At 61.1% G+C, this 25,824-nt stretch carries 19 protein-coding genes; 15 read left to right on the forward strand and 4 right to left on the reverse strand.

Features of this window, described 5'->3' with window-relative positions:
• Positions 1-124 precede the first annotated feature (124 nt).
• Both AC07SU_RS02985 and glnA read right to left on the reverse strand, forming a co-directional pair.
• A complete protein-coding gene (locus AC07SU_RS02985) occupies positions 125-661 on the reverse strand; it encodes a chorismate mutase (protein WP_494996165.1) in 537 nt (178 codons plus the stop codon).
• 120 nt (positions 662-781) lie between these two features.
• A complete protein-coding gene (gene glnA, locus AC07SU_RS02990; protein WP_024072899.1) occupies positions 782-2,188 on the reverse strand; it encodes a glutamate--ammonia ligase in 1,407 nt (468 codons plus the stop codon).
• A 334-nt stretch (positions 2,189-2,522) separates the two neighbouring features.
• Here glnA and thiI point away from each other — a divergent pair, with 334 nt between their 5' ends.
• A complete protein-coding gene (gene thiI, locus AC07SU_RS02995) occupies positions 2,523-3,977 on the forward strand; it encodes a tRNA uracil 4-sulfurtransferase ThiI (protein ID WP_176997277.1) in 1,455 nt (484 codons plus the stop codon).
• 139 nt (positions 3,978-4,116) lie between these two features.
• Positions 4,117-5,937: a translational GTPase TypA gene (gene typA / locus AC07SU_RS03000; protein WP_176997276.1), complete on the forward strand. Its 1,821-nt coding sequence runs from the start codon at positions 4,117-4,119 to the stop codon at positions 5,935-5,937.
• Between the two features lie 186 nt (positions 5,938-6,123).
• On the opposite strand, the gene AC07SU_RS03005 is transcribed toward typA, so the two are convergent.
• A complete protein-coding gene (locus AC07SU_RS03005) occupies positions 6,124-6,558 on the reverse strand; it encodes a YkgJ family cysteine cluster protein (protein WP_176997275.1) in 435 nt (144 codons plus the stop codon).
• 235 nt (positions 6,559-6,793) lie between these two features.
• Here AC07SU_RS03005 and AC07SU_RS03010 point away from each other — a divergent pair, with 235 nt between their 5' ends.
• From AC07SU_RS03010 to AC07SU_RS03035, 6 genes are all read left to right on the forward strand, one after another.
• Positions 6,794-9,244 (forward strand): glycogen/starch/alpha-glucan phosphorylase, encoded by a 2,451-nt coding sequence (locus AC07SU_RS03010; RefSeq protein ID WP_176997274.1) that lies wholly within the window; start codon positions 6,794-6,796, stop codon positions 9,242-9,244.
• A gap of 153 nt (positions 9,245-9,397) precedes the next feature.
• Positions 9,398-12,928 (forward strand): DUF2339 domain-containing protein, encoded by a 3,531-nt coding sequence (locus AC07SU_RS03015; RefSeq protein ID WP_494996166.1) that lies wholly within the window; start codon positions 9,398-9,400, stop codon positions 12,926-12,928.
• A complete protein-coding gene (locus tag AC07SU_RS03020; protein WP_494996167.1) occupies positions 12,928-14,283 on the forward strand; it encodes a DUF3999 domain-containing protein in 1,356 nt (451 codons plus the stop codon). The genes AC07SU_RS03015 and AC07SU_RS03020 overlap by 1 nt, the downstream gene beginning before the upstream one ends.
• A gap of 95 nt (positions 14,284-14,378) precedes the next feature.
• Positions 14,379-15,389, forward strand: coding sequence for a class 1 fructose-bisphosphatase (locus AC07SU_RS03025; RefSeq protein ID WP_060754592.1), 1,011 nt, complete (start codon positions 14,379-14,381; stop codon positions 15,387-15,389).
• Positions 15,390-15,565: 176 nt separating this feature from the next.
• Positions 15,566-15,820, forward strand: coding sequence for a hypothetical protein (locus tag AC07SU_RS03030; protein WP_176997271.1), 255 nt, complete (start codon positions 15,566-15,568; stop codon positions 15,818-15,820).
• Positions 15,821-15,850: 30 nt separating this feature from the next.
• Positions 15,851-16,420, forward strand: a complete 570-nt coding sequence (locus tag AC07SU_RS03035) for a lipocalin family protein (protein WP_017734862.1) — start codon at positions 15,851-15,853, stop codon at positions 16,418-16,420.
• A gap of 130 nt (positions 16,421-16,550) precedes the next feature.
• Here AC07SU_RS03035 and AC07SU_RS03040 read toward each other — a convergent pair whose 3' ends face one another.
• Positions 16,551-17,915 carry a formimidoylglutamate deiminase gene (locus AC07SU_RS03040; protein ID WP_494996168.1) on the reverse strand — a complete coding sequence of 455 codons (1,365 nt, stop codon included), beginning with the start codon at positions 17,913-17,915 and terminating at the stop codon, positions 16,551-16,553.
• A gap of 147 nt (positions 17,916-18,062) precedes the next feature.
• Here AC07SU_RS03040 and hutC point away from each other — a divergent pair, with 147 nt between their 5' ends.
• The 7 genes from hutC (at position 18,063) to AC07SU_RS03075 (ending at position 25,786) form a co-directional block, all read left to right on the forward strand.
• Positions 18,063-18,773, forward strand: a complete 711-nt coding sequence (gene hutC / locus AC07SU_RS03045) for a histidine utilization transcriptional repressor HutC (protein WP_256349867.1) — start codon at positions 18,063-18,065, stop codon at positions 18,771-18,773.
• Entirely contained in the window at positions 18,770-19,330 is a 561-nt protein-coding gene (locus AC07SU_RS03050; RefSeq protein WP_176997268.1) for a HutD/Ves family protein, read from the forward strand. The genes hutC and AC07SU_RS03050 overlap by 4 nt, the downstream gene beginning before the upstream one ends.
• Positions 19,331-19,716: 386 nt before the next feature.
• Complete coding sequence (gene hutU, locus AC07SU_RS03055) at positions 19,717-21,390, forward strand: urocanate hydratase (RefSeq protein ID WP_338573667.1); 1,674 nt, start codon at positions 19,717-19,719, stop codon at positions 21,388-21,390.
• A 167-nt stretch (positions 21,391-21,557) separates the two neighbouring features.
• Positions 21,558-23,006 (forward strand): purine-cytosine permease family protein, encoded by a 1,449-nt coding sequence (locus AC07SU_RS03060; RefSeq protein ID WP_494996169.1) that lies wholly within the window; start codon positions 21,558-21,560, stop codon positions 23,004-23,006.
• A gap of 69 nt (positions 23,007-23,075) precedes the next feature.
• Positions 23,076-24,041: an ABC transporter substrate-binding protein gene (locus AC07SU_RS03065; RefSeq protein WP_176997265.1), complete on the forward strand. Its 966-nt coding sequence runs from the start codon at positions 23,076-23,078 to the stop codon at positions 24,039-24,041.
• A gap of 72 nt (positions 24,042-24,113) precedes the next feature.
• Positions 24,114-24,965 carry an ABC transporter permease gene (locus AC07SU_RS03070; protein WP_178918560.1) on the forward strand — a complete coding sequence of 284 codons (852 nt, stop codon included), beginning with the start codon at positions 24,114-24,116 and terminating at the stop codon, positions 24,963-24,965.
• The gene (locus tag AC07SU_RS03075) at positions 24,962-25,786 is read left to right on the forward strand and encodes a quaternary amine ABC transporter ATP-binding protein (protein WP_050572407.1); all 825 of its coding nucleotides are present in this window, start codon (positions 24,962-24,964) and stop codon (positions 25,784-25,786) included. Before AC07SU_RS03070 ends, AC07SU_RS03075 begins: the two co-directional genes overlap by 4 nt.
• The last annotated feature ends 38 nt before the right edge of the window (positions 25,787-25,824 follow it).

A 25,824-nucleotide genomic window follows, 5' to 3' on the forward strand; every position in this document is an offset into this window, starting at 1 on the left:
TGGCGATGAGTTGACCGCGAGACTGGGTAAGTGTGGGAGCTGGCTTGCCTGCGATAGCGGTCTTGAATGTACCGACGCTATCGCAGGCAAGCCAGCTCCCACATTTTGATGGGGTTTGCAGGTTCTAGCCTTTGTGGATGCACAGCTCGGCAGTGGCGCGGATCATCGCCAGTTGTTGCATCGGCTCGTTCAGCGGCTCGTGGACGGCCTGTGCCAACCACTGCGGGCACTGAGGGTCGGTGCGTTGCGGGGTGAAGTCCGCCAGTTGCTGGAGCAGGCGTTTCTGCAATTCGTCGAGGCGGGGGCGAATCTGCTTCACCAGGTCCGGGCGTGGGTCGTCGGGCGCCTTGCCCTGGAACTGCCAGTCGGACAGCAGGGTGTATTGCACCAGTTTGTTGGCCTCGATCTGCGCCGAAAAGAATTGCTCGGCAGCAGCAGGGCTCAGTTTGTAGCCGGGCGCTTGGGCGGCAACGCTGGCGATCACCTCTTGTTCGCGCGTCTTGTCCTCCACAGGCTTGTGGCTGTCCCATTTGCTCAGGGCGACCTGTTCGGCGATCTGCAGGCGTTCGGCGATGCTGTTGAGCAGGGGTTCCAGCGTAGGCGGCGCAGCCTGGGCACTGGCGCTCGCGAATAACAGGGCAACTAAGAGTCGACGTTTCAACGGTGATCTCCTGATGGGAGGGCGTCAGCCCTCTTTTATAGTGTTCAAAAAGCCTGGGCAAAAAAAAGACCTCCCGAAGGAGGCCTTTCTTGTCACGCTACGTCAAGTAGCGCTACTGGATTAGCAGCTGTAGTACAGCTCGTATTCCAGTGGGTGTACGAAGGTGCGTACTTTGATTTCTTCTTCGCTTTTCAGCTCGATGTAGGCATCGATGAAGTCGTCGCTGAATACGCCGCCTTTGGTCAGGAACGCACGGCCCTTGTCCAGCTCTTCCAGGGCTTCTTTCAGGCTGCCGCACACTTGTGGGATCTCTTTGGCCTCTTCAGGCGGCAGGTCGTACAAGTTTTTGTCGGCGGCATCGCCAGGGTGGATCTTGTTCTGGATACCGTCCAGGCCCGCCATTACCAGGGCAGCGAAGGCCAGGTATGGGTTGGCTGCTGGATCCGGGAAGCGGGCTTCGATACGGCGAGCGCGAGGGCTGGACACGTAAGGAATACGGATCGAGGCGGAACGGTTGCGAGCCGAGTAGGCCAACATTACCGGCGCTTCGAAACCTGGGACCAGACGCTTGTAGGAGTTGGTCGACGGGTTGGTGAAGCCGTTCAGGGCCTTACCGTGCTTGATGATACCGCCGATGAAGTACAGGGCGGTGTCGGACAGGCCGGCATAACCTTCGCCAGCGAAGGTGTTCTTGCCTTCTTTGGCGATGGACAGGTGAACGTGCATACCCGAACCGTTATCGCCGTACAGAGGCTTAGGCATGAAGGTAGCGGTACGGCCGTAGGCATCAGCCACGTTGTGTACGCAGTACTTCAGGGTCTGAACTTCGTCAGCCTTGGCAACCAGGGTGTTGAACTTCACGCCGATTTCGTTCTGGCCGGCAGTCGCCACTTCGTGGTGGTGAACTTCGATGACCAGGCCCATTTCTTCCATGGCGTTGCACATGGAGGTACGGATTTCGTGGTCGTGGTCGAACGGCGGAACTGGGAAGTAGCCACCTTTGATACCTGGACGGTGGCCTTTGTTGCCGCCTTCCACGTCCTGGTCGGACATCCACGAACCTTGCTCGGAGAAGATCTTGAACATGGAACCGGAGATGTCGGACTTGAACTTGACCGAATCAAAGATGAAGAATTCTGGCTCTGGGCCTACGAATACGGTGTCGCCAATACCGGTCGACTTCAGGTATTCCTCGGCACGCTTGGCGATCGCACGTGGGTCGCGGTCGTAGCCTTGCATGGTCGAAGGCTCGATCACGTCGCAGACGATGATCAGGGTTGGGTCTTCGGTGAACGGGTCGAGAACGGCAGTGCTGTCGTCCGGCATCAGGATCATGTCGGAAGCTTCAATGCCTTTCCAGCCAGCGATGGAGGAACCGTCGAACATTTTGCCTTCTTCGAAGAAAGCATCATCCAGCGCGTCGCGAGCCGGCATGGTCACGTGGTGCTGAGTACCTTTGGTGTCCGTGAAGCGCAGATCAATCCATTTAACGTCATGATCTTTGATGAGTTGAACCGACTTCGACATGGTGTCCTCCGGGTGGCTTCGGGCTGGGGTAGTGGAGTTAGCCCTTAGAATGTGGGTGATGCCGGCGCGGATACTCCGCCAAGGCAACCTGCCTCACAAGAGAGCAAATTGCATGCCAGTGCGCCAACATGGCCTTTTTGCCTCAAAATGGCCCCTATAACGGTGCAATCCGCTGAAACGGAAAAAATAACGCACTGCAATGTAGCGTTAATTCTCGTAAATGACCCGTTTTGGTGCGCGAAGCGTGTTGTGCATATTAACTGGTTAAACCTTGAGCGATTTCCGCTATAATCCGCGCCCCCCTTTTTCAGCAGGCCCGGCGCGCGCTGTTTCCATGAAATTAATCGTTAAAGTCTTCCCCGAGATCACCATCAAGAGCCGACCGGTACGGACGCGTTTCATCCGTCAATTGGCCAAGAACATCCGTGCCGTGCTCCGAGACCTGGACCCGGCTGTGGTGGTGAACGGCGTGTGGGACAACCTCGAGCTGGAAACCCGCATCACCGACGCCAAAGCCTTGAAGGACATGACCGAGCGCCTGAGCTGCATGCCGGGCATCGCGCATTTCCTGCAGGTGGATGAGTACCCGCTGGGCGACTTCGACGACATCACCGAGAAGTGCAAGCAGCACTACGGCGATTCGCTGACCGGCAAGATCTTTTCGGTGCGCTGCAAGCGTGCCGGCAAGCACCCGTTCAGCTCCATGGACGTCGAGAAATACGTCGGCAGCAAGCTGCGTCGCGAGTGCGGCGCGGCAGGAATCTCGCTGAAAACACCGGAAATCGAAGTCCGTATCGAAATTCGCGACCAACGGTTGTTTGTGATCCACAGCCAGCACAACAGCATCGGCGGCTACCCGCTGGGCGCCCTGGAACAGACCCTGGTCCTCATGTCCGGCGGTTTCGATTCCACGGTGGCGGCCTACCAGATCATGCGCCGTGGCCTGATGAGCCACTTCTGCTTCTTTAATCTGGGCGGGCGTGCACACGAATTGGGCGTGATGGAAGTTGCGCACTTTATCTGGAAGAAATACGGCAGCTCCCAACGCGTGCTATTTGTGAGCGTACCGTTCGAGGAAGTGCTGGGAGAAATTCTCGGTAAAGTCGATAACGGTCATATGGGCGTAGTATTGAAGCGTATGATGTTGCGCGCGGCGTCGAGCATTGCCGACCGCCTGCACATTGATGCGCTGGTGACCGGTGAAGCGATCTCCCAGGTGTCCAGCCAGACGCTGCCCAACCTGTCGATCATCGATTGCGTCACCGAGAAGCTGGTATTGCGCCCGCTGATCGCCAGCCACAAGCAGGACATCATCGACCTGGCAGAAGAAATCGGCACCGCCGACTTTGCCAAGCACATGCCTGAGTACTGCGGGGTCATTTCGGTGAACCCCAAGACCCATGCCAAGCGTTACCGTGTGGAGCATGAAGAGAAAGAATTCGACATGGCGATCCTGGAGCGTGCGCTCGAGAACGCCAAGCTGGTCCCGATCGATCGCGTGATCGACGAGTTGGGCCAGGATGTGAAGATCGAAGAAGTCAGCGAAGCCCTGGCCGGCCAGATCGTCATCGACATCCGTCACCCGGATGCCGCTGAAGATGAGCCACTGGAAATCGCTGGCATCGACGTGCAAACGCTGCCGTTCTACGCACTGAACGCGCGTTTCAAGGAACTGGATAACAGCCGTCAGTACCTGCTGTATTGCGACAAAGGCGTGATGAGTCGCCTGCATGCCCACCATTTGCTCAGTGAGGGGCATGCCAATGTGCGCGTTTATCGACCGAGCTAAGAGCCCGGGGCTGTTTGCCTGTGGCCTGCGTCACCGGCCCCCCGACTCTGCCGTCAAGCTGTAACGGCAAGGCCTGACTCTACTGTTAATCGCTGCCACGACCTGTCAGCACACCGAATCCTCTGATCGAGATACACAAGTGATCGAAAATCTACGTAACATCGCCATCATTGCTCACGTTGACCATGGTAAAACCACCCTGGTAGACAAACTCCTGCGTCAATCCGGCACCCTGGAGCGCAACGAGCTCAACGACGAGCGCGTGATGGACTCCAACGACCAGGAAAAAGAGCGCGGTATTACCATCCTGGCAAAAAACACCGCCATCAACTGGAACGGCTACCACATCAACATCGTGGACACCCCGGGCCACGCCGACTTCGGCGGCGAAGTAGAACGCGTAATGTCGATGGTTGACTCCGTTCTGCTGCTGGTTGATGCCCAGGACGGCCCTATGCCGCAAACCCGTTTTGTGACCAAGAAGGCGTTCGAAGCCGGCCTGCGTCCGATCGTGTGCATCAACAAGGTTGACCGTCCAGGCGCGCGTCCGGACTGGGTTCTGGACCAGATCTTCGACCTGTTCGACAACCTGGGTGCCACCGAAGAACAGCTGGACTTCAAAGTCGTCTACGCCTCGGCCCTGAACGGTATTGCCGGTCTGGACCACACCGACATGGCTGAAGACATGACCCCGCTGTACCAGTCGATCGTCGACAACGTACCAGCACCGGCTGTTGACCGTGACGGCGCGTTCCAGATGCAGATCTCCGCTCTGGACTACAACAGCTTCCTGGGTGTTATCGGCGTTGGCCGTATCGCTCGTGGTCGCGTCAAGCCGAACACCCCGGTTGTCGCTATCGGCGCCGACGGCAAGAAGCGCAACGGTCGTATCCTGAAGCTGATGGGTCACCACGGTCTGCACCGTGTAGACGTTGAAGAAGCCGCTGCCGGCGACATCGTGTGCATCAGCGGTATGGACTCGCTGTTCATCTCCGACACCCTGTGCCACCCGGACACCGTCGAGGCGATGAAGCCTCTGACCGTTGACGAGCCAACCGTTTCCATGACCTTCCAGGTAAACGACTCGCCTTTCTGCGGTAAAGAAGGCAAGTTCGTGACCTCCCGTAACATCAAGGAGCGTCTGGACAAAGAGCTGCTGTACAACGTTGCTCTGCGCGTTGAAGAAGGCGACTCGGCTGACAAGTTCAAGGTTTCCGGCCGTGGTGAGCTGCACCTCTCGGTACTGATCGAAACCATGCGTCGCGAAGGCTTCGAAATGGGCGTTGGTCGTCCGGAAGTGATCATCCGTCAGGTTGACGGCGTGAAGCAGGAACCGTTCGAAAACGTCACCATCGACACCCCGGAAGAATCCCAGGGCAAGGTGATGGAAGAAATGGGTCTGCGTAAAGGCGACCTGACCAACATGGTGCCGGATGGCAAAGGCCGTGTACGTCTGGAATACAACATCCCTGCTCGTGGTCTGATCGGTTTCCGTAACCAGTTCCTGACCCTGACCAACGGTGCTGGCATCCTGACCTCGATCTTCGATCGCTACGACACCATGAAGTCCGGCGACATGTCCGGCCGTCAGAACGGTGTTCTGGTATCGGTAGAAACCGGCAAGGCACTGACCTACTCCCTGGAAACCCTCCAGGCGCGTGGCAAGCTGTTCGTTGAACACGGTCAAGAGATCTACAACGGTCAGATCGTTGGTCTGAACAGCCGTGACAACGACATGGGCGTCAACCCAACCAAAGGCAAGAAGCTCGACAACATGCGTGCTTCGGGTAAAGACGAAACCATCGCCCTGGTTCCACCTGTTCGCTTCACCCTGGAACAGGCTCTGGAATTCATCCAGGACGACGAGCTGTGCGAAGTGACACCTAAGTCGATCCGCCTGCGTAAGAAGATCCTGGACGAAGGCGAGCGTACCCGCGCTGCCAAGAAAGCCAAGAACTGAGTTAACTCAGGCTGAATGAAAAACGCCCCCGGTCGAAAGGCCGGGGGCGTTTTTTTATGCCTGTGATGAGTGTGTTGTTTGTACCGGCCTCATCGCGGGCAAGCCCGCTCCCACAGGGGAATGCATTCCAAGTGTGGGAGCTGGCTTGCCTGCGATGGGGGCCGCACAGTCGCCAAAGACGTTGGATCAGAATTTATCGAGTGTGCGCAAATTGGTCTCGCGCACCACTTCTTTCGGCTTGTACGCGCAATACCCCGGGCGTGGCCCGATTTTCGGGTGGTTGCGGCACGTGTCCGGGCGCTTGTCATAAATAGTGCAGAAGCGCGTCTTACGATCCAGGTACAGGCAATCGTTGTTGCTCATGCGCTGCAGGGTAAAGATCTCGGACTTGGAATTGAAACGCTCGACGATGCCTTCCTTCTGCAAACGCTTGGCGATGTTCTTCGGCGGGTCGCCACGCTCGAACTCATCGACGATGCCAATGCGGATCAGGTCTTTGATCTTCACTTCCACCGGCAGCGTGCAGCAGCTGGACACGCAGCCCCCACACATGTGGGCGGAGTATTTCTGCCAAGTCTCGAGACGGTCGAGTTCCGCGGCGGCGATCAGTTGAGGCTTCATCAGGGTTCCAAGGTGGGGCGTTATCCGGGCGCGCGATCATACCGGGATTGGTGGTTTTTTGAACAATATTTTGCGGATTTCCGCTGCAAGGCGGCGCGAACGGTGATCGGGCACGAGCCCTGCATCTAAAACCCCAAAGGTAAATGCGTTAAAAAAGTGCCGAACCAGAGCGTCTACCGTCTGTCAGACCGACTAGGCTCTAGCCACTCCTTCTATCTCGCCCGAGGTCGCACCGATGTCTCAGGAACCGCTTGCACGAGAAGCAGAGGTAGCCGCATTTCGCGATGCCGTCTTGACCAAACTCACCTACGCGGTGGGCAAGGACCCGGATCACGCCTTCGACCACGACTGGTTCGAAGCCATTGCCCTGGCCGCGCGCGACCAGATGGTCGACCACTGGATGAACCACACGCGGCATATCTACCGTAAAGGGCAGAAGCGGGTTTATTACCTTTCCCTGGAATTTCTTATCGGCCGCCTGCTCTATGACAGCCTGAGCAACCTGGGTGTGCTGGAAATCGCGCGCGACGCCCTGTCCGAGCTGGGCGTGGACCTGGAGCGCATCCGCTTGCTGGAGCCCGACGCGGCGCTTGGCAACGGTGGCCTTGGCCGCCTGGCGGCGTGCTTCATGGAAAGCATGTCGACCCTGGGCATTGCCGGCCACGGCTATGGCATTCGCTATGAGCATGGTTTGTTCCGCCAGGCGATTGTCGATGGCTGGCAACAGGAGCAGACCGAGCGCTGGCTGGATTTCGGCAACCCGTGGGAGTTCGAGCGGGCCGAGGTGATCTACCCGATCGGCTTTGGCGGCAGTGTCGAGACCAAGGCCGACGCCTCGGGCAAGATGATCCAGGTGTGGACGCCCAACGAGACCGTGCGCGCCGTTGCCTACGACACCCCGGTGGTCGGTTGGCGCGGCGCCAGCGTCAACACCTTGCGCCTGTGGCGTGCCCGTGCCGTGGAAGACCTGCACCTGGAGCGCTTCAACGCCGGTGACCACCTGGGCGCCGTCGCCGAAGTGGCCCGCGCCGAAAGCATCTCCCGGGTGCTTTACCCGGCCGACAGCACCGAAGCAGGGCAGGAACTGCGCCTGCGCCAGGAGTACTTCTTCGTCGCCGCCTCCCTGCAAGACCTGCTGCGCCGCCACAAAAATATGCACGGTTCGGTGCTGAGCCTGGGCGAGCACGCCGCGATCCAGCTCAACGACACCCACCCGTCCATTGCCGTGGCCGAGTTGATGCGCCAGCTGGTCGACTTGCACGACATCCCGTGGGAAGCCGCGTGGGATGTCACCGTTGAAACCCTGTCCTACACCAACCACACGCTGCTGCCCGAAGCCCTGGAAACCTGGCCGGTCGGCTTGATGGAGCGCATGTTGCCCCGGCACATGCAGATCATTTACCTGATCAACGCCCAGCACATCGACTCGCTGCGCGCCAAGGGCATCCACGACTTTGACGTGCTGCGCGCCGTGTCGCTGATCGAAGAAGACAACGGCCGTCGCGTGCGCATGGGCAATCTGGCGTTTCTTGGCTCCCATAGCGTCAACGGCGTATCTGGGTTGCACACCCAGTTGATGCGCAGCACGGTGTTCTCCGAACTGCACAAGCTGTACCCGGAGCGCATCAACAACAAAACCAACGGCATCACCTTCCGCCGTTGGCTGTACCAGGCCAACCCCAAGCTCACCGACATGCTGGTGGAAGCGTTGGGCCCGGATATCCTCGACAAACCCGAGCAGCGCCTGGTGGAGCTGGAACCGTTCGCCGAAAAGCAGGCGTTCCGCAAAGCTTTCGCCGAGCAACGCCTGCACAGCAAGCGTGCCCTGGCGGACATCATCCACGAGCGTTTGGGCATTTCCGTCAATCCGGCGGCGATGTTCGACGTGCAGGTCAAGCGTATCCACGAGTACAAACGCCAACTGCTCAACCTGCTGCACACCGTGGCGCTGTACCAGGCGATCCGCGCCGAGCCCGGCACCGACTGGGTGCCACGGGTGAAGATTTTTGCCGGCAAGGCTGCGGCCAGTTATCACCAGGCCAAGTTGATCATCAAGCTGACCAACGACATCGCCCGCACCGTCAACAACGACCCGACCGTGCGCGGGTTGCTCAAGGTGGTGTTCCTGCCCAACTACAACGTCAGCCTGGCGGAAAGCATCATCCCTGCCGCCGACTTGTCGGAGCAGATCTCCACCGCAGGCTTTGAGGCCTCGGGCACCAGCAACATGAAGTTCGGCCTCAACGGCGCGCTGACCATCGGCACCATGGACGGCGCCAACGTGGAGATGCACGAGCGCGTCGGTGCCGAGCACATGTTCATCTTCGGCCTGAGCGCCCAGCAGGTGGAGGCGCGCAAACATGCCGGCGAGTTTAACGCCGGGCCGGACATCGCCGCCTCCCATCGCCTCAATGATGTGCTGCAGGCGATTCGGGGTGGAGTGTTCTCGCCGGATGATCCGGGCCGCTACGTGGGCTTGATCGACGGGCTGATCGACTACGACCGCTTCCTGGTGTGTGCCGACTTCGATTCTTATTGGGACGCCCAGGCACGGGTCGAGGCGCATTGGCACGACTCCAAAGCCTGGTGGCGTTCGGCGGTGTTGAATACGGCGCGGATGGGCTGGTTCAGCTCGGACCGCACGATCCGCGAATACGCAACCGAGATCTGGAAAGCCCTCGACTAACCACCGAGTCCCCTGTGGGAGCGGGCTTGCCCGCGATAGCGCAGTGTCAGTTTGCAGATTTGTCGACTGGCACACCGCAATCGCGGGCAAGCCCGCTCCCACATTGGTCTTGCGTCGATATACTAGGCCTCGGTTTGCTTAGGGATATCGACCATGCAATGGATTTTCATGCTGATTGGCCTGGCACTCGGCTGGACACTCGATGAGTCGTTCACCGATGCCGGTTTTGGTGCGCTGCTGGGGTTGGGGATCGGCCAGGCGATTCGCCTGTCGATGCTGTCGTCCCAGGCAGACCAGCAGGCACGTCAGTTGGAAACCACGCAGAAGGCGCTGATCGCATTGGGCGAACGCCTGCGGCAACTGGAAGTGCCTGCCACGGCGAGCAGCAGTGCTGCCGAGCCCGTCGCCCCTGAACCCGAACCCCAACCCACCCCTGTCGCCGAGGCGCCCGAGCTTGTCTGGGAATTGCCGGCCGAACTGGCGCCCGTGGCCATGGCGGCCGAGCCCAGCCAACCGCTGCCGGATGACGTCTGGGCACCCGCTCCCGCTCCACGCCCTGCAGAGCCCGTGACCCCCCGTGGCCCCAACCTGATCGAACGCGCCATCAGCGGTGCGCGCAATTGGCTGTTCGGTGGCAACACCGTGCTGCGGGTTGGCGTGGTGCTGTTGTTCCTCGGCCTGGCCTTCCTGCTGCGCTACGCCACCGAAGGCATGGTGGTGCCGATCGAGTTGCGCTATGCCGGTGTTGCCGCAGCTGCCGTTGGCCTGCTGGGCCTGGGCTGGTGGCTGCGCCTGCGCAACAGCAATTACGGGTTGATGCTGCAAGGCACCGGGATCGCGGTGCTGTACCTGACGGTGTTTGCCGCGATGCGCTTGCACCCGCTCATCGACCCGGGCGCCGCGCTGGGCCTACTGGTGGCGGTGACGGTGTTCTCGGCGATCCTGGCGATTACCCAGGACGCGCTGGGCCTGGCCTGCGCGGCGGCGCTGGGCGGGTTTGCGGCGCCAATCCTCACCTCTACCGGCGCCGGCAACCATGTGGCGCTGTTCAGCTATTTCGCGTTGCTCAATGCCGGCATCCTGGCCATCGCCTGGTTCAAGGCCTGGCGCCTGCTCAACCTGATCGGCTTTGTCGGCACCTTCGGCATCGGCTTCGCGTGGGGTATGCGTTCCTACACGCCGGAACTGTTGTGGAGCACCGAACCGTTCCTGATCCTGTTTTTCCTGATGTACCTGGCCATCGGCCTGCTGTTCGCCCGGCGTAAGTTGCTGGAGATGAGCGACGCCCCCGAGGACGACAGCCGTGGCGCCGTGCTGCGCTGGTCGGCGGCCAAGGGTGACTATGTGGACGGCAGCCTGTTGTTTGGCCCGCCGCTGGTGGGCTTTGGCTTGCAGTTTGCGCTGGTGCAGCACCTGGAATTCGCGGCGGCGTTCAGTGCCCTCGGCCTGGGCATTATCTACATGGCCCTGGCTCGCATGCTCAGTGGCGGGCGCGCCTTGCTGCTGGCGGAGACCTGCCTGGCTCTGGGCGTGATCTTCGCCAGCCTGGCGATTCCCCTGGGCCTGGATGCGCGCTGGACCGCTGCAGCGTGGGCCGTGGAAGGCGCCGGGATTCTCTGGCTCGGTGTGCGCCAGCAACGGCCGTTGGCACGGGCCTTCGGCTTGCTGCTGCAACTGGGCTCTGCTGTCGCCTTCCTCAGCGAGTTGCGCATGGGTGAGCACAGCCTGCTCGACGGCGCGCCGTTGGGCACGTTGCTGCTGGGCGCGGCGCTGCTGTTCAGTTTTGATCAACTGCGCAAAGCCTCTACCGAGCAGGCGTCGGGGTGGGAGCGCAAAGGCTTGCCGGTGCTGGCGAGCCTGGGCTTGGGTTTCCTTTACCTGCTGGCGCCGTTGCTGTTGCAAACCCAAGGCACGGCCATCAGTTGGGCGCTCGCCGGCCTGGTGACATTGTTTGTCGGCCTGCGCATCGGCTCGCGCACCTTCCTGTTCACCGCGTTTGCCGTGCAGTTGCTGGGCGGCGCGTTGTTCCTGTTGCGCTTGCAGGGTGGCGATGGCGCTGCTGTGTTCAGCGCGGGTTGGGGCGGTTTGCTGACGGCATCGCTGATCGGCCTGGCCTTGGTCGGCGGCATGCTGCTGGCGGCGCGTAACGACATGGTACGCGGCGATGTGCGCTTGCTGCGCGGGCTGTCGGTGGTGCTGCTGGCGGGGCTGGTGCTGATCAACCTCGCGGTGCTGTTCGTGCTGCCGTGGGAAAGCGCCAGCGGTGTGTGGGCGGCCAGTGGGTTGTTGATCATCTGGCTGAGCCTGTACCTGCAACAGCGCGTAAGCTTTGTGTTCGGCTTGCTGCTGCAAGTGGTCGGCGGTGCTTCGTTCCTGCTTTCGGTGCCGCAACTGCTGGGGCCGCTGACGAGCGAAGGATTGCGCCCGCTGGCCCACAGCGGTTTCTGGACGCCGATGGTGCTGGGCCTGGCGGCGCTCGTGGGGGCCTGGCGCCTGCAACGCGAACCCCATGCGCCGGTGTTTGACGTACTGAAACTGCAACGGCTGTCTGACTTGCTGCTGGTGTGGGGCGCGGGCTGGTGGACACTGGCGCTGACCGGCGAAGTGCTGCGGTTTGTCCCGCTGGAACTGCAAGGCGCGTTCTTGCTGGGCATCGCCGCGATCAGCGTGGCGATCTGGGCAGTGCTGGCCGAGCGTCTGCGCTGGGCGTCGCTGGGCATGCTGTGCACGTTGCTGATGCCGGCTGCCGGCGTGGTGTTGCTGGTGTCTGCCCATGCCTACTATCACCCGGCTGCGCAGTTCGGCTGGCTGGCTTGGTTCGCCGTATTTGTGGTGCATTTCATTTCGCTGCGGCGCCTGGCGGCCATCGTGCCAGGCAAGGTGCTGAGCGTGGCCCATGTGGTGGGCTGCTGGATGCTCATCGGCGTGCTGGCGCTGGAGCTGCGTTACGGTCTGCTGTCTCTGTCGGCCGAATACAACGCCTGGCGCTGGTTGGGTTGGGCAATTTTGCCAAGCCTGTACCTGGTACTGGCGGCCGCACCACGCAGTTGGCCGTGGCCGGTGTCGGCCTACCCGCATGAATACCGTGTGCTGGCGGCATTGCCGCTGGCGGTGCTGATGCTCGGCTGGTTCTGGCTGGCAAACACCTTCAGCGATGGCGTGGCCAAGCCGCTGCCCTATGTGCCGTTGCTCAACCCGCTGGACCTGGGCCTGCTGTTTGCGCTGTTGGGTGTGTACCTGTGGTCACGCAGCGTGGCGCCGCAACGCGGGCCGAGGGTGGAGCTGATCGCCCAAGGCGTTGCCGGTATTTCGTTGTTTGCGTTCTTTACGGCCCTGGTGATGCGCACCGCTCATCATTGGGGTGATGTGCCGTTCCAGCTGGATGCGTTGCTCGAATCCATGCTGGTGCAGGCCGGCCTGTCGATCGTGTGGACCCTGATCGCCCTCGGCCTGATGATCGGCGGCCACCTGCGTCATCGTCGCGAAGTGTGGCTGATCGGCGCGGCCTTGATTGCGCTGGTGGTGGCCAAGCTGTTCTTTGTCGAGCTGAGCAACCGGGGCGGCCTGGCGCGGATTGTGTCGTTTATCGGCGTGGGCGGGTTGCTGCTGGTGGTGGGCTACTTTGCGCCGCTGCCTCCTAAACGTGTCGAACCTGTGATTGAAACCGAAGGAGCGTCTTCTTGATGGGCAAGTTGAGTCTGGGCGGGTTGGCGGTATGGATGGTGTGCGCGGCGGCGGTTGCCCAGGAAGGGCCGGCCGATTTCACCACGCACGTGCCGCTGGCGGTGAGCGGCAATAGCCCCTGGTATCGCCTGGAGCTGCCGCTGGCGGTGCAGTTGAGCGCACGCCAGGCCGATCTCAGCGATGTGCGGGTGTTCAACGCGGCGGGCGAGGCCCAGGCGTATGCGTTGTCCCGTCAATCGTCACAGCACACCGAAAGCCGCACGGTGACCGACGTGAAGTGGTTCCCGCTGTACGCCGCCGATACCCAACAGGCGTTGCCGGGCGTGGTGATGAAGGCCACCACCGAAGGCACCCTGGTGGAGATCAAGCCGGCCACCGAGCCCAAGCCCGGCAAGCAGGTGCTGCGCGGCTGGGTGTTGGACGCCAGTGCGATCAAGGCGCCGTTGCAGCAAATGAGCCTGGATTGGAGCCGGGAGCAGGACGGGTTTCAGCGTTTCAGCATCGAAGCCAGCGACGACTTGCAGCACTGGGCGTCGTGGGGCGACGGCCAGGTGGCGCGCCTGTCGTTTGCCGACGAACGGGTCGAGCAGCATGACGTCAGTTTGCCGGGACAGTCGGCGCGTTATCTGCGATTGGTCTGGCAGGGGCAGACTGCGCCGGTGCTGACGTCGGCCAAGCTGACCAGCGCCACCCGCAGCAGCCTGCCAATGCCATTGGTGTGGTCGCAGCCGTTGTCGGGCACGCGGCTCAAGGCCGGGGAGTACAGTTGGCAGCTGCCGACGGGGCTGAATGTCGAGCGCCTGCGCATCGAGTTGAAACAGCCCAACACGCTGGCGCCGGTGACACTGGCGGGGCGGCGCGACGCCAATCAAGCCTGGCAGCCCCTGAGTAATGGCCTGCTGTATCGCCTGGCCCAGAATGGCCAGGAGGTGGTGCAGGATGAGTTGCCGTTGCCGGGCCAGGCTGTGACCGAGCTCAAGTTGCAGGTGGACGAGCGCGGCGGCGGCCTGGGCGTCGACGCACCGGCCGTGCGATTTGCCGTGCGCTCCACGCAGTTGGTGTTCCTGGCGCGGGGTGAGCCGCCGTTCACCCTGGCGCTGGGCAATGGCGCCGTGAAGGCGGCGAACCTGCCGCTGTCCACCCTGATTCCCGACTACAGCGCCGAGCGCCTGAAGACCCTGGGGCAGGCCACGACCGTGGGCGATGGGGTGGTCAGTGCGCCGGTCGCGGCGGTGTCGCCCCCAGTCGGTGCCGACTGGAAGAAGCTTGGCCTGTGGGCTGTACTTCTGCTCGGCGTGGCGGCGCTGGGAGGCATGGCCTACAGTCTGTTGCGCAAGCCCGTGGCCAAACCGTGAACTCTATTGGTGTTAAATCCTCTGATGAGAGGAAATAAGCCCCGACTCGCGTTAAACTGCGCGGGTTTTTAGCCCCCCATTCTCCGGAGCCTTACATGTCCCGCGTTACCTTGAGTCGCTATTTGATTGAGCAGACCCGCAGCAACAACACGCCTGCCGATCTGCGCTTCCTTATCGAAGTGGTGGCGCGTGCTTGCAAGGAAATCAGCCACGCCGTGTCCAAAGGCGCACTGGGTGGTGTCCTGGGCAGCATGGGCACTGAAAACGTGCAGGGCGAAGTGCAGAAGAAGTTGGACGTGCTGTCCAACGAGATCCTGCTCGAAGCCAACGAATGGGGCGGTCACCTGGCCGGCATGGCGTCCGAAGAAATGGACAACGCCTACCAGATCCCGGGTAAATACCCGAAAGGCGCCTACCTGTTGGTATTCGACCCACTGGACGGCTCGTCCAACATCGACATCAACGCACCGGTCGGCACCATCTTCTCGGTACTGCGCTGCCCGAATGAATACCTGAGCCAGAACGAAGCCCTGAACGAAAAGGCCTTCCTGCAGCCAGGCACCGAGCAGGTCGCTGCCGGCTACGCGATCTACGGCCCGCAGACCATGCTGGTGCTAACCCTGGGCGACGGCGTCAAAGGCTTCACCCTGGACCGTGAAATGGGCAGCTTCGTGCTGACCCACGAAGACATCTCCATTCCTGCTTCCACCCAGGAATTTGCCATCAACATGTCCAACCAGCGCCACTGGGAAGCCCCGGTACAGCGCTACGTGAACGAGTTGATGGAAGGCGAGGAAGGCCCGTTGAAGAAGAACTTCAACATGCGCTGGGTCGCTGCGATGGTGGCCGACGTGCACCGTATCCTGACCCGGGGTGGCCTGTTCATGTACCCACGTGACAGCCGCGAGCCGTCCAAGCCGGGCAAGCTGCGCTTGATGTATGAAGCCAACCCGATGTCCTTCCTGGTTGAGCAAGCGGGCGGCGCGTCCACCGACGGCCACCAGCGTATCCTCGACATCCAGCCTGAAGGCCTGCACCAGCGTGTGGCGGTGTTCCTGGGTTCGAAGGAAGAAGTTGAGCGCGTGACCGCTTACCACAAGCAGTAAGTGGCGGCGACCGGTCATCCGCGTTGTTGTGAGCCGGATCACCCTTGAAGAAGCCCCGAAACGTTTCAGCGTTTCGGGGCTTTTTTTGTTTTTGCTCATCGGGAACCAGACACCCCTTTTCCCTTCTAAGCTTCTGGCAGATACCCACGCTGCTTCGTCTCTCCAGGAGTTATCCCATGTCGTTACGCCGTCTCGCCCTGCTGACTTTTTGCGTGCTATTGGCCGCTTGCAGCAAGGTCAACCAGGAAAATTACGCGAAGCTGTCGGCTGGCATGGCCAAGGCTGAGGTGGAGTCGTTGCTGGGCAAGCCTGCCGATTGTTCCGGCGCACTGGGCATGTCCAGCTGCACGTGGGGCGATAAAAACAGCTTTATCAGCGTGCAATACGCCGGTGACAAAGTTCTGATGTTTTCCGGGCAAGGCCTGAAGTAAACCGGGGCGCGAGCCTGCGGGAGAAAAAGAATGATGCGTTTTGTTTTATACCTTTGTGCCAGCCTGTTTTTGGCGGGCTGCGCCAGCCATTCTGGCGACGATCTGCAACCCAAGACAGCGAGCAACGTCAACCTCAAGCGTTACCAGGGCACCTGGTATGAGTTGGCTCGATTGCCGATGTACTTCCAGCGCAACTGCGCCCAGTCCGAAGCCCGTTACACGCTGTTGCCCGATGGCGACATGTCGGTGTTCAACCGCTGCCTGACGACCGAATGGAAGTGGGAAGAAGCCAAAGGCACGGCCACGCCGCAAGTACCGGGCAAGACCGACAAGCTCTGGGTGGAATTCAACAACTGGTTCACGTCGTTGCTGCCGGGCGTCGCCAAGGGCGATTATTGGGTGCTGTACGTCAGTGATGACTACAAGACCGCGATTGTGGGCAGCCCGAGCCGGCGCTATATGTGGATCCTGTCGCGCACGCCAACTGTGAATGCCGACACCCGCGAGGACCTGCTGAGCAGGGCTCGACAGCAGGGGTACGACACCACACGTTTGATCTGGCGCACGTCGGATAAGCAGATGGCCAAGACCTCGCAATAAACCTGAATCAACGCCGATCAAAAAATGTGGGAGCTGGCTTGCCTGCGATAGCATCACCGCGGTGTAACTGATACACCGCGGTGCCTGTATCGCAGGCAAGCCAGCTCCCACATTTGTTATGTGTCGCCAGTTAACCGAGCAAATCCTTCAAAACCTGGGTAAACGCCCGGCTGCTGTCTTCTTCGCCAGCATGGCGTCCATCACGCACCACCCATTTCCCGTTCACCAGAACATCCCGCACCTGCCGGTCGCCCCCGGCGAACAGCCAGCGATTGAGAATCCCGTCTTCTGTCGCTGTCGCCAGATACGGATCACTGCCGTCCAGCACAATCCAATCCGCACGTTTACCCACCTCCAGGCGACCAATCGGCTGCCCCAATGCTTGAGCGCCACCGTCCAGCGCAGCATCAAACAGCGTGCGGCCGACCATCGGCTGATCATTGCGATACAACCGGTTACGCCGCTGATCGCGCAGGCGCTGGCCGTATTCCAGCCAACGCAATTCTTCCACCACGCTCAGCGAGACATGGCTGTCGGAACCGATGCCCATGCGCCCGCCCTGCGCGAGGAAATCCACGGCCGGGAAAATGCCGTCCCCCAGGTTGGCTTCGGTCGTCAGGCACAAACCGGCAATCGCACGGCTCTTGGCCATACGCGTTACTTCTTCGGCATCGACGTGGGTGGCGTGCACCAGGCACCAGCGCTCATCGACCTCGACGTTGTCATACAGCCACTGCAGAGGTCGCTTGCCGCTCCAGGCCAGGCAGTCGTCGACTTCCTTCTGCTGCTCGGCGATGTGGATATGCACCGGGCAGGCTTTGTCGCTGGCCGCCAGTACTTCGCTGATCTGCTGGGGCGTGACGGCGCGCAGGGAGTGAAAGCACAGGCCCAACTGCTGGGCCGGTTGTGCGGCGAGGATAGGCTTCAAGCGAGCCTGCAGGTCCAGGTAGTGTTCAGTGCTGTTGATAAAGCGCCGCTGGCCCTCATTCGGCACCTGGCCCCCAAACCCGGAATGGGTGTAAAGCACTGGCAACAACGTCAGGCCAATCCCGCTGCTGGCCGCCGCCAGGCTGATCTGGCGCGACAGCTCGGTGCGATCGGCGTACGGCTGGCCGCTGACGTCATGGTGCACGTAGTGGAATTCGGCGACCGAGGTGTAGCCGGCCTTGAGCATCTCGATGTATAGCTGGCGTGCGATGACCTGCAATTGCTCCGGGCTGATCTTGCCGACCATCCGGTACATCAGGTCGCGCCAGGTCCAGAAACTGTCATTCGGGTTGCCGGCCACTTCGGCCAAACCGGCCATGGCGCGCTGGAATGCATGGGAGTGCAAGTTCGGCATGCCCGCCAGCAACGGGCCTCTCAGCCGTTCGGCGCCCTCTGCACTGGCATTGGCCTCAACCTTAGTCAGCAGGCCATCGGCGCTGATTTCAAGACGTACATCATTGGCCCATCCATTAGGCAGCAGCGCGCGTTCGGCAAAGAAAGCGGACATGATCAAGGCACCCCGGTCGTGTGTTTATTTGTATATACATATACAGACGTTTGCCTGCTCGGTAAACTCCGGCAATCTATGCATCTTTTCCCCCTGCAAGGATTCCCTGTGCCGACTCCGCCCGCCAACTCTTCGCTGGCTGCCCACATGGACGAAAGTCCGGCGCCCTTGTATGCCCGCGTCAAACAGATGATCAGCCAGCAGATTCTCACCGGCAACTGGCCGCCCCATTACCGCGTGCCGTCCGAGAGCGAGCTGGTCAGCGAACTGGGCTTCAGCCGCATGACCATCAACCGCGCCCTGCGCGAACTCACCGCCGAAGGGTTGCTGGTGCGCATGCAAGGCGTCGGCACATTCGTCGCCGAGCCCAAGAGCCAGTCGGCGCTGTTTGAAGTGCACAACATTGCCGATGAGATCGCCTCCCGCGGGCATCGGCACACTTGCCAGGTCATCCACCTGGGCGAAGAGGCTGCCGGTTCCGAGCGTGCGGTCGCCCTGGAGATGCGTGAAGGCGGGCGCGTATTCCACTCGTTGATCGTGCACTTCGAAAACGACATTCCCGTGCAAATCGAAGACCGTTTCGTCAACGCCCTGGTGGCACCGGAATACCTGCAGCAGGATTTCACCCAGCAAACCCCTTACGCCTATTTGAACCAGGTGGCGCCGCTCACCGAAGGCGAGCACGTGGTTGAAGCGATCCTCGCCGACGCCGCCGAGTGCAAGCTGCTGCAGATCGAGCCGAGTGAGCCCTGCCTGTTGATCCGCCGACGCACCTGGTCGGGCCGCCAGCCGGTGACCGCCGCGCGTTTGATCCACCCCGGTTCCCGTCATAGCCTGGAAGGACGTTTCAGTAAATGAGTGCAGTGAAAGTCTGGCGCGCCACCGATTACGTGCGCATGCCGTGGAAAAACGGCGGTGGCAGCACCGAAGAAATCACCCGTGATGCAGGCGCAGGTCTCGATGGCTTTGGCTGGCGCCTGTCGATTGCCGACATTGGCGAGTCGGGCGGGTTCTCGACCTTCGCTGGTTACCAGCGCGTGATCACCGTGATCCAGGGTGCAGGCATGGTGTTGACGGTCGACGGTGAGGAGCAGCGCGGTTTGTTACCGCTGCAACCCTTCGCGTTCAAAGGTGACAGCCAAGTGTCTTGCCGCCTGATTACCGGGCCGATTCGCGACTTCAACCTGATCTACTCGCCCCAGCGTTACCACGCGCGGTTGCAGTGGGTGGACGGCGTGCAGCAATTCTTCACGACCGCGCAGACTGTGCTGGTATTCAGTGTGGCGGATGAAGTGAAGGTGCTGGACCACAAGCTCGGTCACCACGACTGCCTGCAAGTGGACGGTAACACCGGCCTACTGGATATCTCCGTAGCCGGCCGCAGCTGCATCATCGAACTGACCCCACGCGATTAACCCTGTAGGAGCCGGCTTGTCGGCTATAGCGGTCTATCTGACACACCGCCATCGCCGGCAAGCCGGCTCCTACAGTTGTTTTGTGGCGTTGATAGAAACTGTTCCCAGACCCCGCACCAATTTGTTACCGAATGCCCCAGCGTGGCGCAAAACCACGCCGACACGCCAAACCTCTCTCGCTGTAAAAACCCTCCGTAAGAAATTTCATCAAGCCCCGAAGCCTTAATTTCCAAGGCTCGCGCGCGCTTTCCAAAAAAATCTCGACAACCCGCTCGCCAAGTTGGCCGCTTGATTGCATATGCTTGTATGTACAAGTAAAGATGTGTGCGTAAGACTCTCCTTCGCACCATCCATGTTCGCGCATCGATCGCCGAGGAGTTCTTGTTGTGACCAAGCCTACAAAATACCGTGACGTCGAAATCCGTGCCGCCCACGGTAACAAGCTCACCGCCAAAAGCTGGCTGACTGAAGCGCCGCTGCGCATGCTGATGAACAACCTCGACCCGCAAGTGGCCGAGAACCCGAAAGAATTGGTGGTGTACGGCGGTATCGGCCGTGCGGCGCGCAACTGGGAGTGCTACGACCAGATCGTCGAGAGCCTCACTAACCTGAACGACGACGAAACCCTGCTGGTGCAATCCGGCAAGCCGGTTGGCGTGTTCAAGACCCACAGCAACGCTCCGCGTGTACTGATCGCCAACTCCAACCTGGTACCGCACTGGGCCAGCTGGGAACACTTCAACGAACTGGATGCCAAGGGCCTGGCCATGTACGGCCAGATGACGGCCGGCAGCTGGATCTACATCGGCAGCCAAGGCATCGTCCAGGGCACCTACGAAACCTTCGTCGAAGCCGGCCGTCAACACTACAACAGCGACCTGACCGGCCGCTGGGTCCTCACCGCCGGCCTCGGCGGCATGGGCGGCGCCCAGCCTCTGGCCGCTACTTTGGCTGGCGCCTGCTCGCTGAACATTGAATGCCAGCAGGTCAGCATCGACTTCCGCCTGAACAGCCGTTATGTCGACGAACAAGCCACCGACCTCGACGACGCCCTGGCTCGCATCGCCAAATACACCAAGGAAGGCAAGGCCATCTCCATCGCCCTGTTGGGTAACGCGGCGGAAATCCTGCCGGAACTGGTCAAGCGCGGCGTACGCCCAGACATGGTCACCGACCAGACCAGCGCCCACGACCCACTCAACGGCTACCTGCCAGCCGGCTGGACCTGGGACGAATACCGCGCCCGCGCCAAGACCGAGCCGGCTGCCGTGATCAAGGCCGCCAAGCAGTCGATGGCCGTGCACGTCAAAGCCATGCTGGAATTCCAGAAGCAAGGCATCCCGACCTTCGACTACGGCAACAACATCCGCCAGATGGCCCAGGAAGAAGGCGTGGAAAATGCCTTCGACTTCCCGGGTTTCGTACCGGCCTACATCCGCCCACTGTTCTGCCGTGGCATTGGCCCGTTCCGTTGGGCGGCGCTGTCGGGCGACCCGCAAGACATCTACAAGACCGACGCCAAAGTCAAAGAGCTGATCCCGGACGACGCCCACCTGCACAACTGGCTGGACATGGCGCGCGAGCGCATCAGCTTCCAGGGCCTGCCGGCGCGTATCTGCTGGGTCGGCCTGGGCCAGCGCGCCAAACTGGGCCTGGCATTCAACGAAATGGTACGCAGCGGCGAGTTGTCGGCACCGGTGGTGATCGGCCGTGACCACCTCGACTCCGGCTCGGTCTCCAGCCCGAACCGTGAAACCGAAGCCATGCAGGACGGTTCCGACGCCGTGTCCGACTGGCCACTGCTCAACGCCTTGCTCAACACCGCGAGCGGCGCGACCTGGGTGTCGCTGCACCACGGTGGCGGCGTCGGCATGGGCTTCTCCCAGCACTCCGGCATGGTCATCGTCTGCGACGGTACCGACGAAGCCGCCGAGCGTATCGCCCGCGTGCTGCACAACGACCCGGCTACCGGCGTGATGCGTCACGCAGACGCCGGCTACCAGATCGCGATCGACTGCGCCAAAGAACAGGGCCTCAACCTCCCAATGATCAAAGGCTGACCCTTGTAGGAGCCGGCTTGTGTGGGAGCTGGCTTGCCTGCGATGGCATCACCTCGGTTTGACTGACAGACCGAGTCGCCTGCATCGCAGGCAAGCCAGCGCCTACAAAAGCCAGCTCCCACAGAACAGCAATGCACACAAAAACAATCCATCAGAGGTTGAACAACATGGCTGCAAATGACACCACCCCGTTGATCGAAAGGCGCTCGATCGACTACATCCCGGAAGCGGAAAGACATGGTCGTCTATTGAGCCAGTTCACCCTGTGGCTGGGTGCCAACCTGCAGATCACCGCGATTGTCACCGGGGCCCTGGCCGTGGTGCTCGGCGGTGATGTGTTCTGGTCGTTGATCGGTCTGTTGATCGGCCAACTGCTGGGCGGTGGCGTGATGGCGTTGCATGCGGCACAAGGCCCGCAACTGGGCTTGCCGCAGATGATTTCCAGCCGTGTGCAGTTTGGTGTGTATGGGGCGGTGATCCCGCTGGTGTTGGTGTGCCTGATGTACATCGGCTTCTCGGCCAGCGGCTCGTTGCTGGCGGGGCAAGCGGTGGCGCAGTTGCTGCACGTGGAAGACTGGGTCGGCATCGTGCTGTTTGCCGGGCTGATCATGGTATTCACCATTTTCGGCTACCGCGTCATCCACGGCATTGGCCGCGTGGCCAGCGTGCTCGGCGTGATCGCGTTCGTGTACCTGTTCTACAAGCTGTTGGCGGGTAACGACGTGGCGGCGTTGCTGGGCAACAAGCACTTTTCCCTGAGCAGTTTCCTGTTGGCGATTTCGTTGTCGGCGTCCTGGCAGATCGCGTTCGGCCCGTATGTGGCGGACTACTCGCGCTATTTGCCGCGCAGCACCAGCGCGTCGAAAACCTTCTGGGCCGTTGGTCTGGGTTCGGTGATCGGAGCGCAGGCGTCGATGGTGTTTGGTGTGTTCGCGGCAGCCCTGGCCGGCGCGCAATTCGCCCACCACGAAGTCTCGTTTATCGTCGGCCTGGGCGGCACCGGCATTGTCGCGGCGCTGCTGTATTTCAGCATCGCCTTCGGCAAGGTCACCGTGACCACCCTCAACGCCTACGGCAGCTTCATGTCCATCGCGACGATCATCAGCGGCTTTCGTGGCAGCCGGCACATCTCCAGTGCGGTACGCCTGCTGTACATCTTCCTGATGGTCTCGATTGCCGCCGCGCTGGCACTTTTGGGAAAAGACTCATTCCTCAAGGATTTCTCCGCGTTCATCCTGTTCCTGCTGGCGTTTTTCACGCCCTGGAGTGCGATCAACCTGGTGGACTTCTACTGCATCACCAAAGAGCGCTATGACATCCCGGCGCTGTCAGACCCCAACGGTCGCTACGGCCGCTGGAACCTGATGGGCATCAGCATCTATGTGTTCGGCGTGCTGATCCAGATGCCGTTCATCTCGACGCACTTCTACACCGGCCCCCTCGTCGCCAGCCTCGGCGACACCGATATCTCCTGGATCATCGGCTTGGTGGTGCCCGCTGCACTGTATTACTGGGCCGCCAAAAAGTGGCACAGCGCAATTCCTGAACACCTGATCCTGCCAGCAGAGCAGGGCGCTGCACCAACGACGACAAACGGGCTGGCGGTACAAGCCTGATGGGACGTGGACAGGGCAGGATGCCTACTGACTGCCGTAATCCATTTCAAGATTGGGAGCGTCACAACAATGAAGATGAATAAAACCCTGTTGGCCACTGTGTTCTCTGCGGGCGTGTTGGCCAGTGCTGGCGCCCAGGCGGCCGGCTGGTGCGAATCCGGCAAGCCGGTGAAGTTCGCCGGCCTTAACTGGGAAAGCGGCATGTTGCTCACCGACATTCTGCAAACCGTGCTGGAAAAAGGCTACGACTGCAAAACCGACAGCCTGCCGGGCAACTCCATCACCATGGAAAACGCCCTGAGCAGCAACGACATCCAGGTCTTCGCCGAAGAATGGGTGGGCCGCAGTGAAGTCTGGAACAAGGCCGAGAAGGCCGGCAAAGTCGTGGGCGTCGGTGCTCCGGTGGTCGGTGCGATCGAAGGCTGGTACGTGCCGCGCTATGTGATCGAAGGCGATGCCAAGCGCAAGCTGGAACCCAAGGCGCCGGACCTGAAAAACATCGCCGACCTGGCCAAGTACGCCTCGGTGTTCAAGGACCAGGAAGAGCCGTCCAAGGGCCGTTTCTACAACTGCCCGGCCGGCTGGACCTGCGAGCTGGACAACAGCGAAATGCTGAAAAGCTATGGCTTGGAAAATTCCTACACCAACTTCCGTCCTGGCACCGGCCCGGCGCTGGATGCGGCGGTGCTGTCGAGCTACAAGCGTGGCGAGCCGATCCTGTTCTACTACTGGTCGCCGACGCCGCTGATGGGCCAGGTCGACCTGGTCAAGCTGGAAGAAAAGCCCGGCGTGGATAAAAGCGTGAGCATCAAGGTCGGCCTGTCCAAAACCTTCCACGAGCAGGCGCCAGAGCTGGTGGCCGTGCTGGAAAAGGTCAACCTGCCCATCGACCTGCTGAACCAGAACCTCGGTCGCATGGCCAAAGAGCGAATTGAATCGCCAAAACTGGCGAAAATTTTCCTCAAGGAACATCCTGAAGTCTGGCACGCATGGGTGAGCGACGACGCAGCCAAGAAAATCGACGCGGCCTTGTAGGTCAAGTGTGCCCGGCTACCCTGAGGGGCTGGCCGGGCACTTGGCCACAACCCACTGGATCGAGAGCACGATATGTTTCCTGAGAGTTTTACGTTTTCCATTGCCGACTGGGTCAACGGTTGGGTGGATTCACTGGTCACCAACTACGGCGATGTGTTCCGGCACATCTCCGACACCCTGCTGTGGGCCATCGTCAACCTGGAAGGCTTGCTGCGCGCAGCGCCGTGGTGGCTGATGCTGGCCATCGTTGCCGGCGTTGCCTGGCATGCCACCCGCAAGGTGGTGACCACGGCGGTGATCGTCGGTTTGTTGTTCCTGGTGGGCGCGGTTGGCCTGTGGGACAAGCTGATGCAGACCCTGGCCTTGATGATGGTCGCCACGGTGATCTCGGTGCTGATCGGTATCCCGCTGGGCATTCTGTCGGCGCGCAGCAATCGCCTGCGTTCAGTGCTGATGCCGTTGCTCGACATCATGCAGACCATGCCGAGCTTCGTGTACCTGATCCCGGTGTTGATGCTGTTCGGCCTGGGCAAAGTCCCGGCGATCTTCGCCACGGTGATCTACGCCGCACCGCCGCTGATTCGCCTGACCGACCTGGGCATTCGCCAGGTCGACGGCGAAGTCATGGAAGCCATCAACGCCTTCGGTGCCAACCGCTGGCAGCAACTGTTCGGCGTGCAACTGCCGCTGGCGTTGCCGAGCATCATGGCCGGTATCAACCAGACCACCATGATGGCGCTGTCGATGGTGGTGATCGCCTCGATGATCGGCGCCCGTGGCTTGGGTGAAGACGTGCTGGTCGGCATCCAGACCCTCAACGTCGGTCGCGGCCTCGAAGCCGGGCTGGCGATCGTGATTCTCGCAGTGGTCATCGACCGCATTACCCAGGCCTATGGTCGTCCACGGCATGAGGCGAGCAAATGACTACTGTCAGCAAAATTGAAGTTAAAAACGTCTTCAAGATCTTCGGCGCCCGTTCCAAGGACGCGCTGTCGCTGATCGGCCAAGGCAAGACCAAGGACCAGGTGCTGGCCGAGACCGGCTGCGTGGTCGGCGTGAACGATTTGTCCCTGAGCATCGGCACCGGTGAGATCTTCGTGATCATGGGCCTGTCGGGTTCCGGCAAATCTACCTTGGTGCGCCACTTCAACCGCCTGATCGACCCCACCAGCGGTGCGATCCTGGTGGACGGCGAAGACATCCTGCAACTGGACATGGAAGCCCTGCGCCAATTCCGTCGGCACAAGATCAGCATGGTGTTCCAGAGCTTCGGCCTGTTGCCCCACAAGAGCGTGCTCGACAACGTCGCCTACGGCTTGAAAGTGCGTGGCGAAACCAAGCAGGTCTGCGCCGAGCGCGCGCTGCACTGGATCGAAACCGTGGGCCTGAAGGGCTACGAAAACAAATACCCGCACCAGCTCTCTGGCGGCATGCGCCAGCGCGTTGGCCTGGCCCGCGCCTTGGCGGCCGACACCGACATCATCCTGATGGACGAAGCCTTCAGCGCCCTCGACCCGCTGATCCGCGCCGAGATGCAGGACCAGTTGCTCGAGCTGCAGAAGACCCTGCACAAGACCATCGTGTTCATCACCCACGACCTCGACGAGGCCGTACGCATCGGCAACCGCATTGCGATCCTCAAGGATGGCAAGCTGATCCAGGTCGGCACACCTCGGGAGATCCTGCACTCGCCGGCGGATGAGTATGTGGACCGGTTCGTACAGCGGCGGGCGGCGGTGGTCTGAAGGACGCCATCGCTGGCAAGCCAGCTCCTACATGGAGC

The organism is Pseudomonas sp. GW821-FHT05H12, from assembly GCF_059419385.1.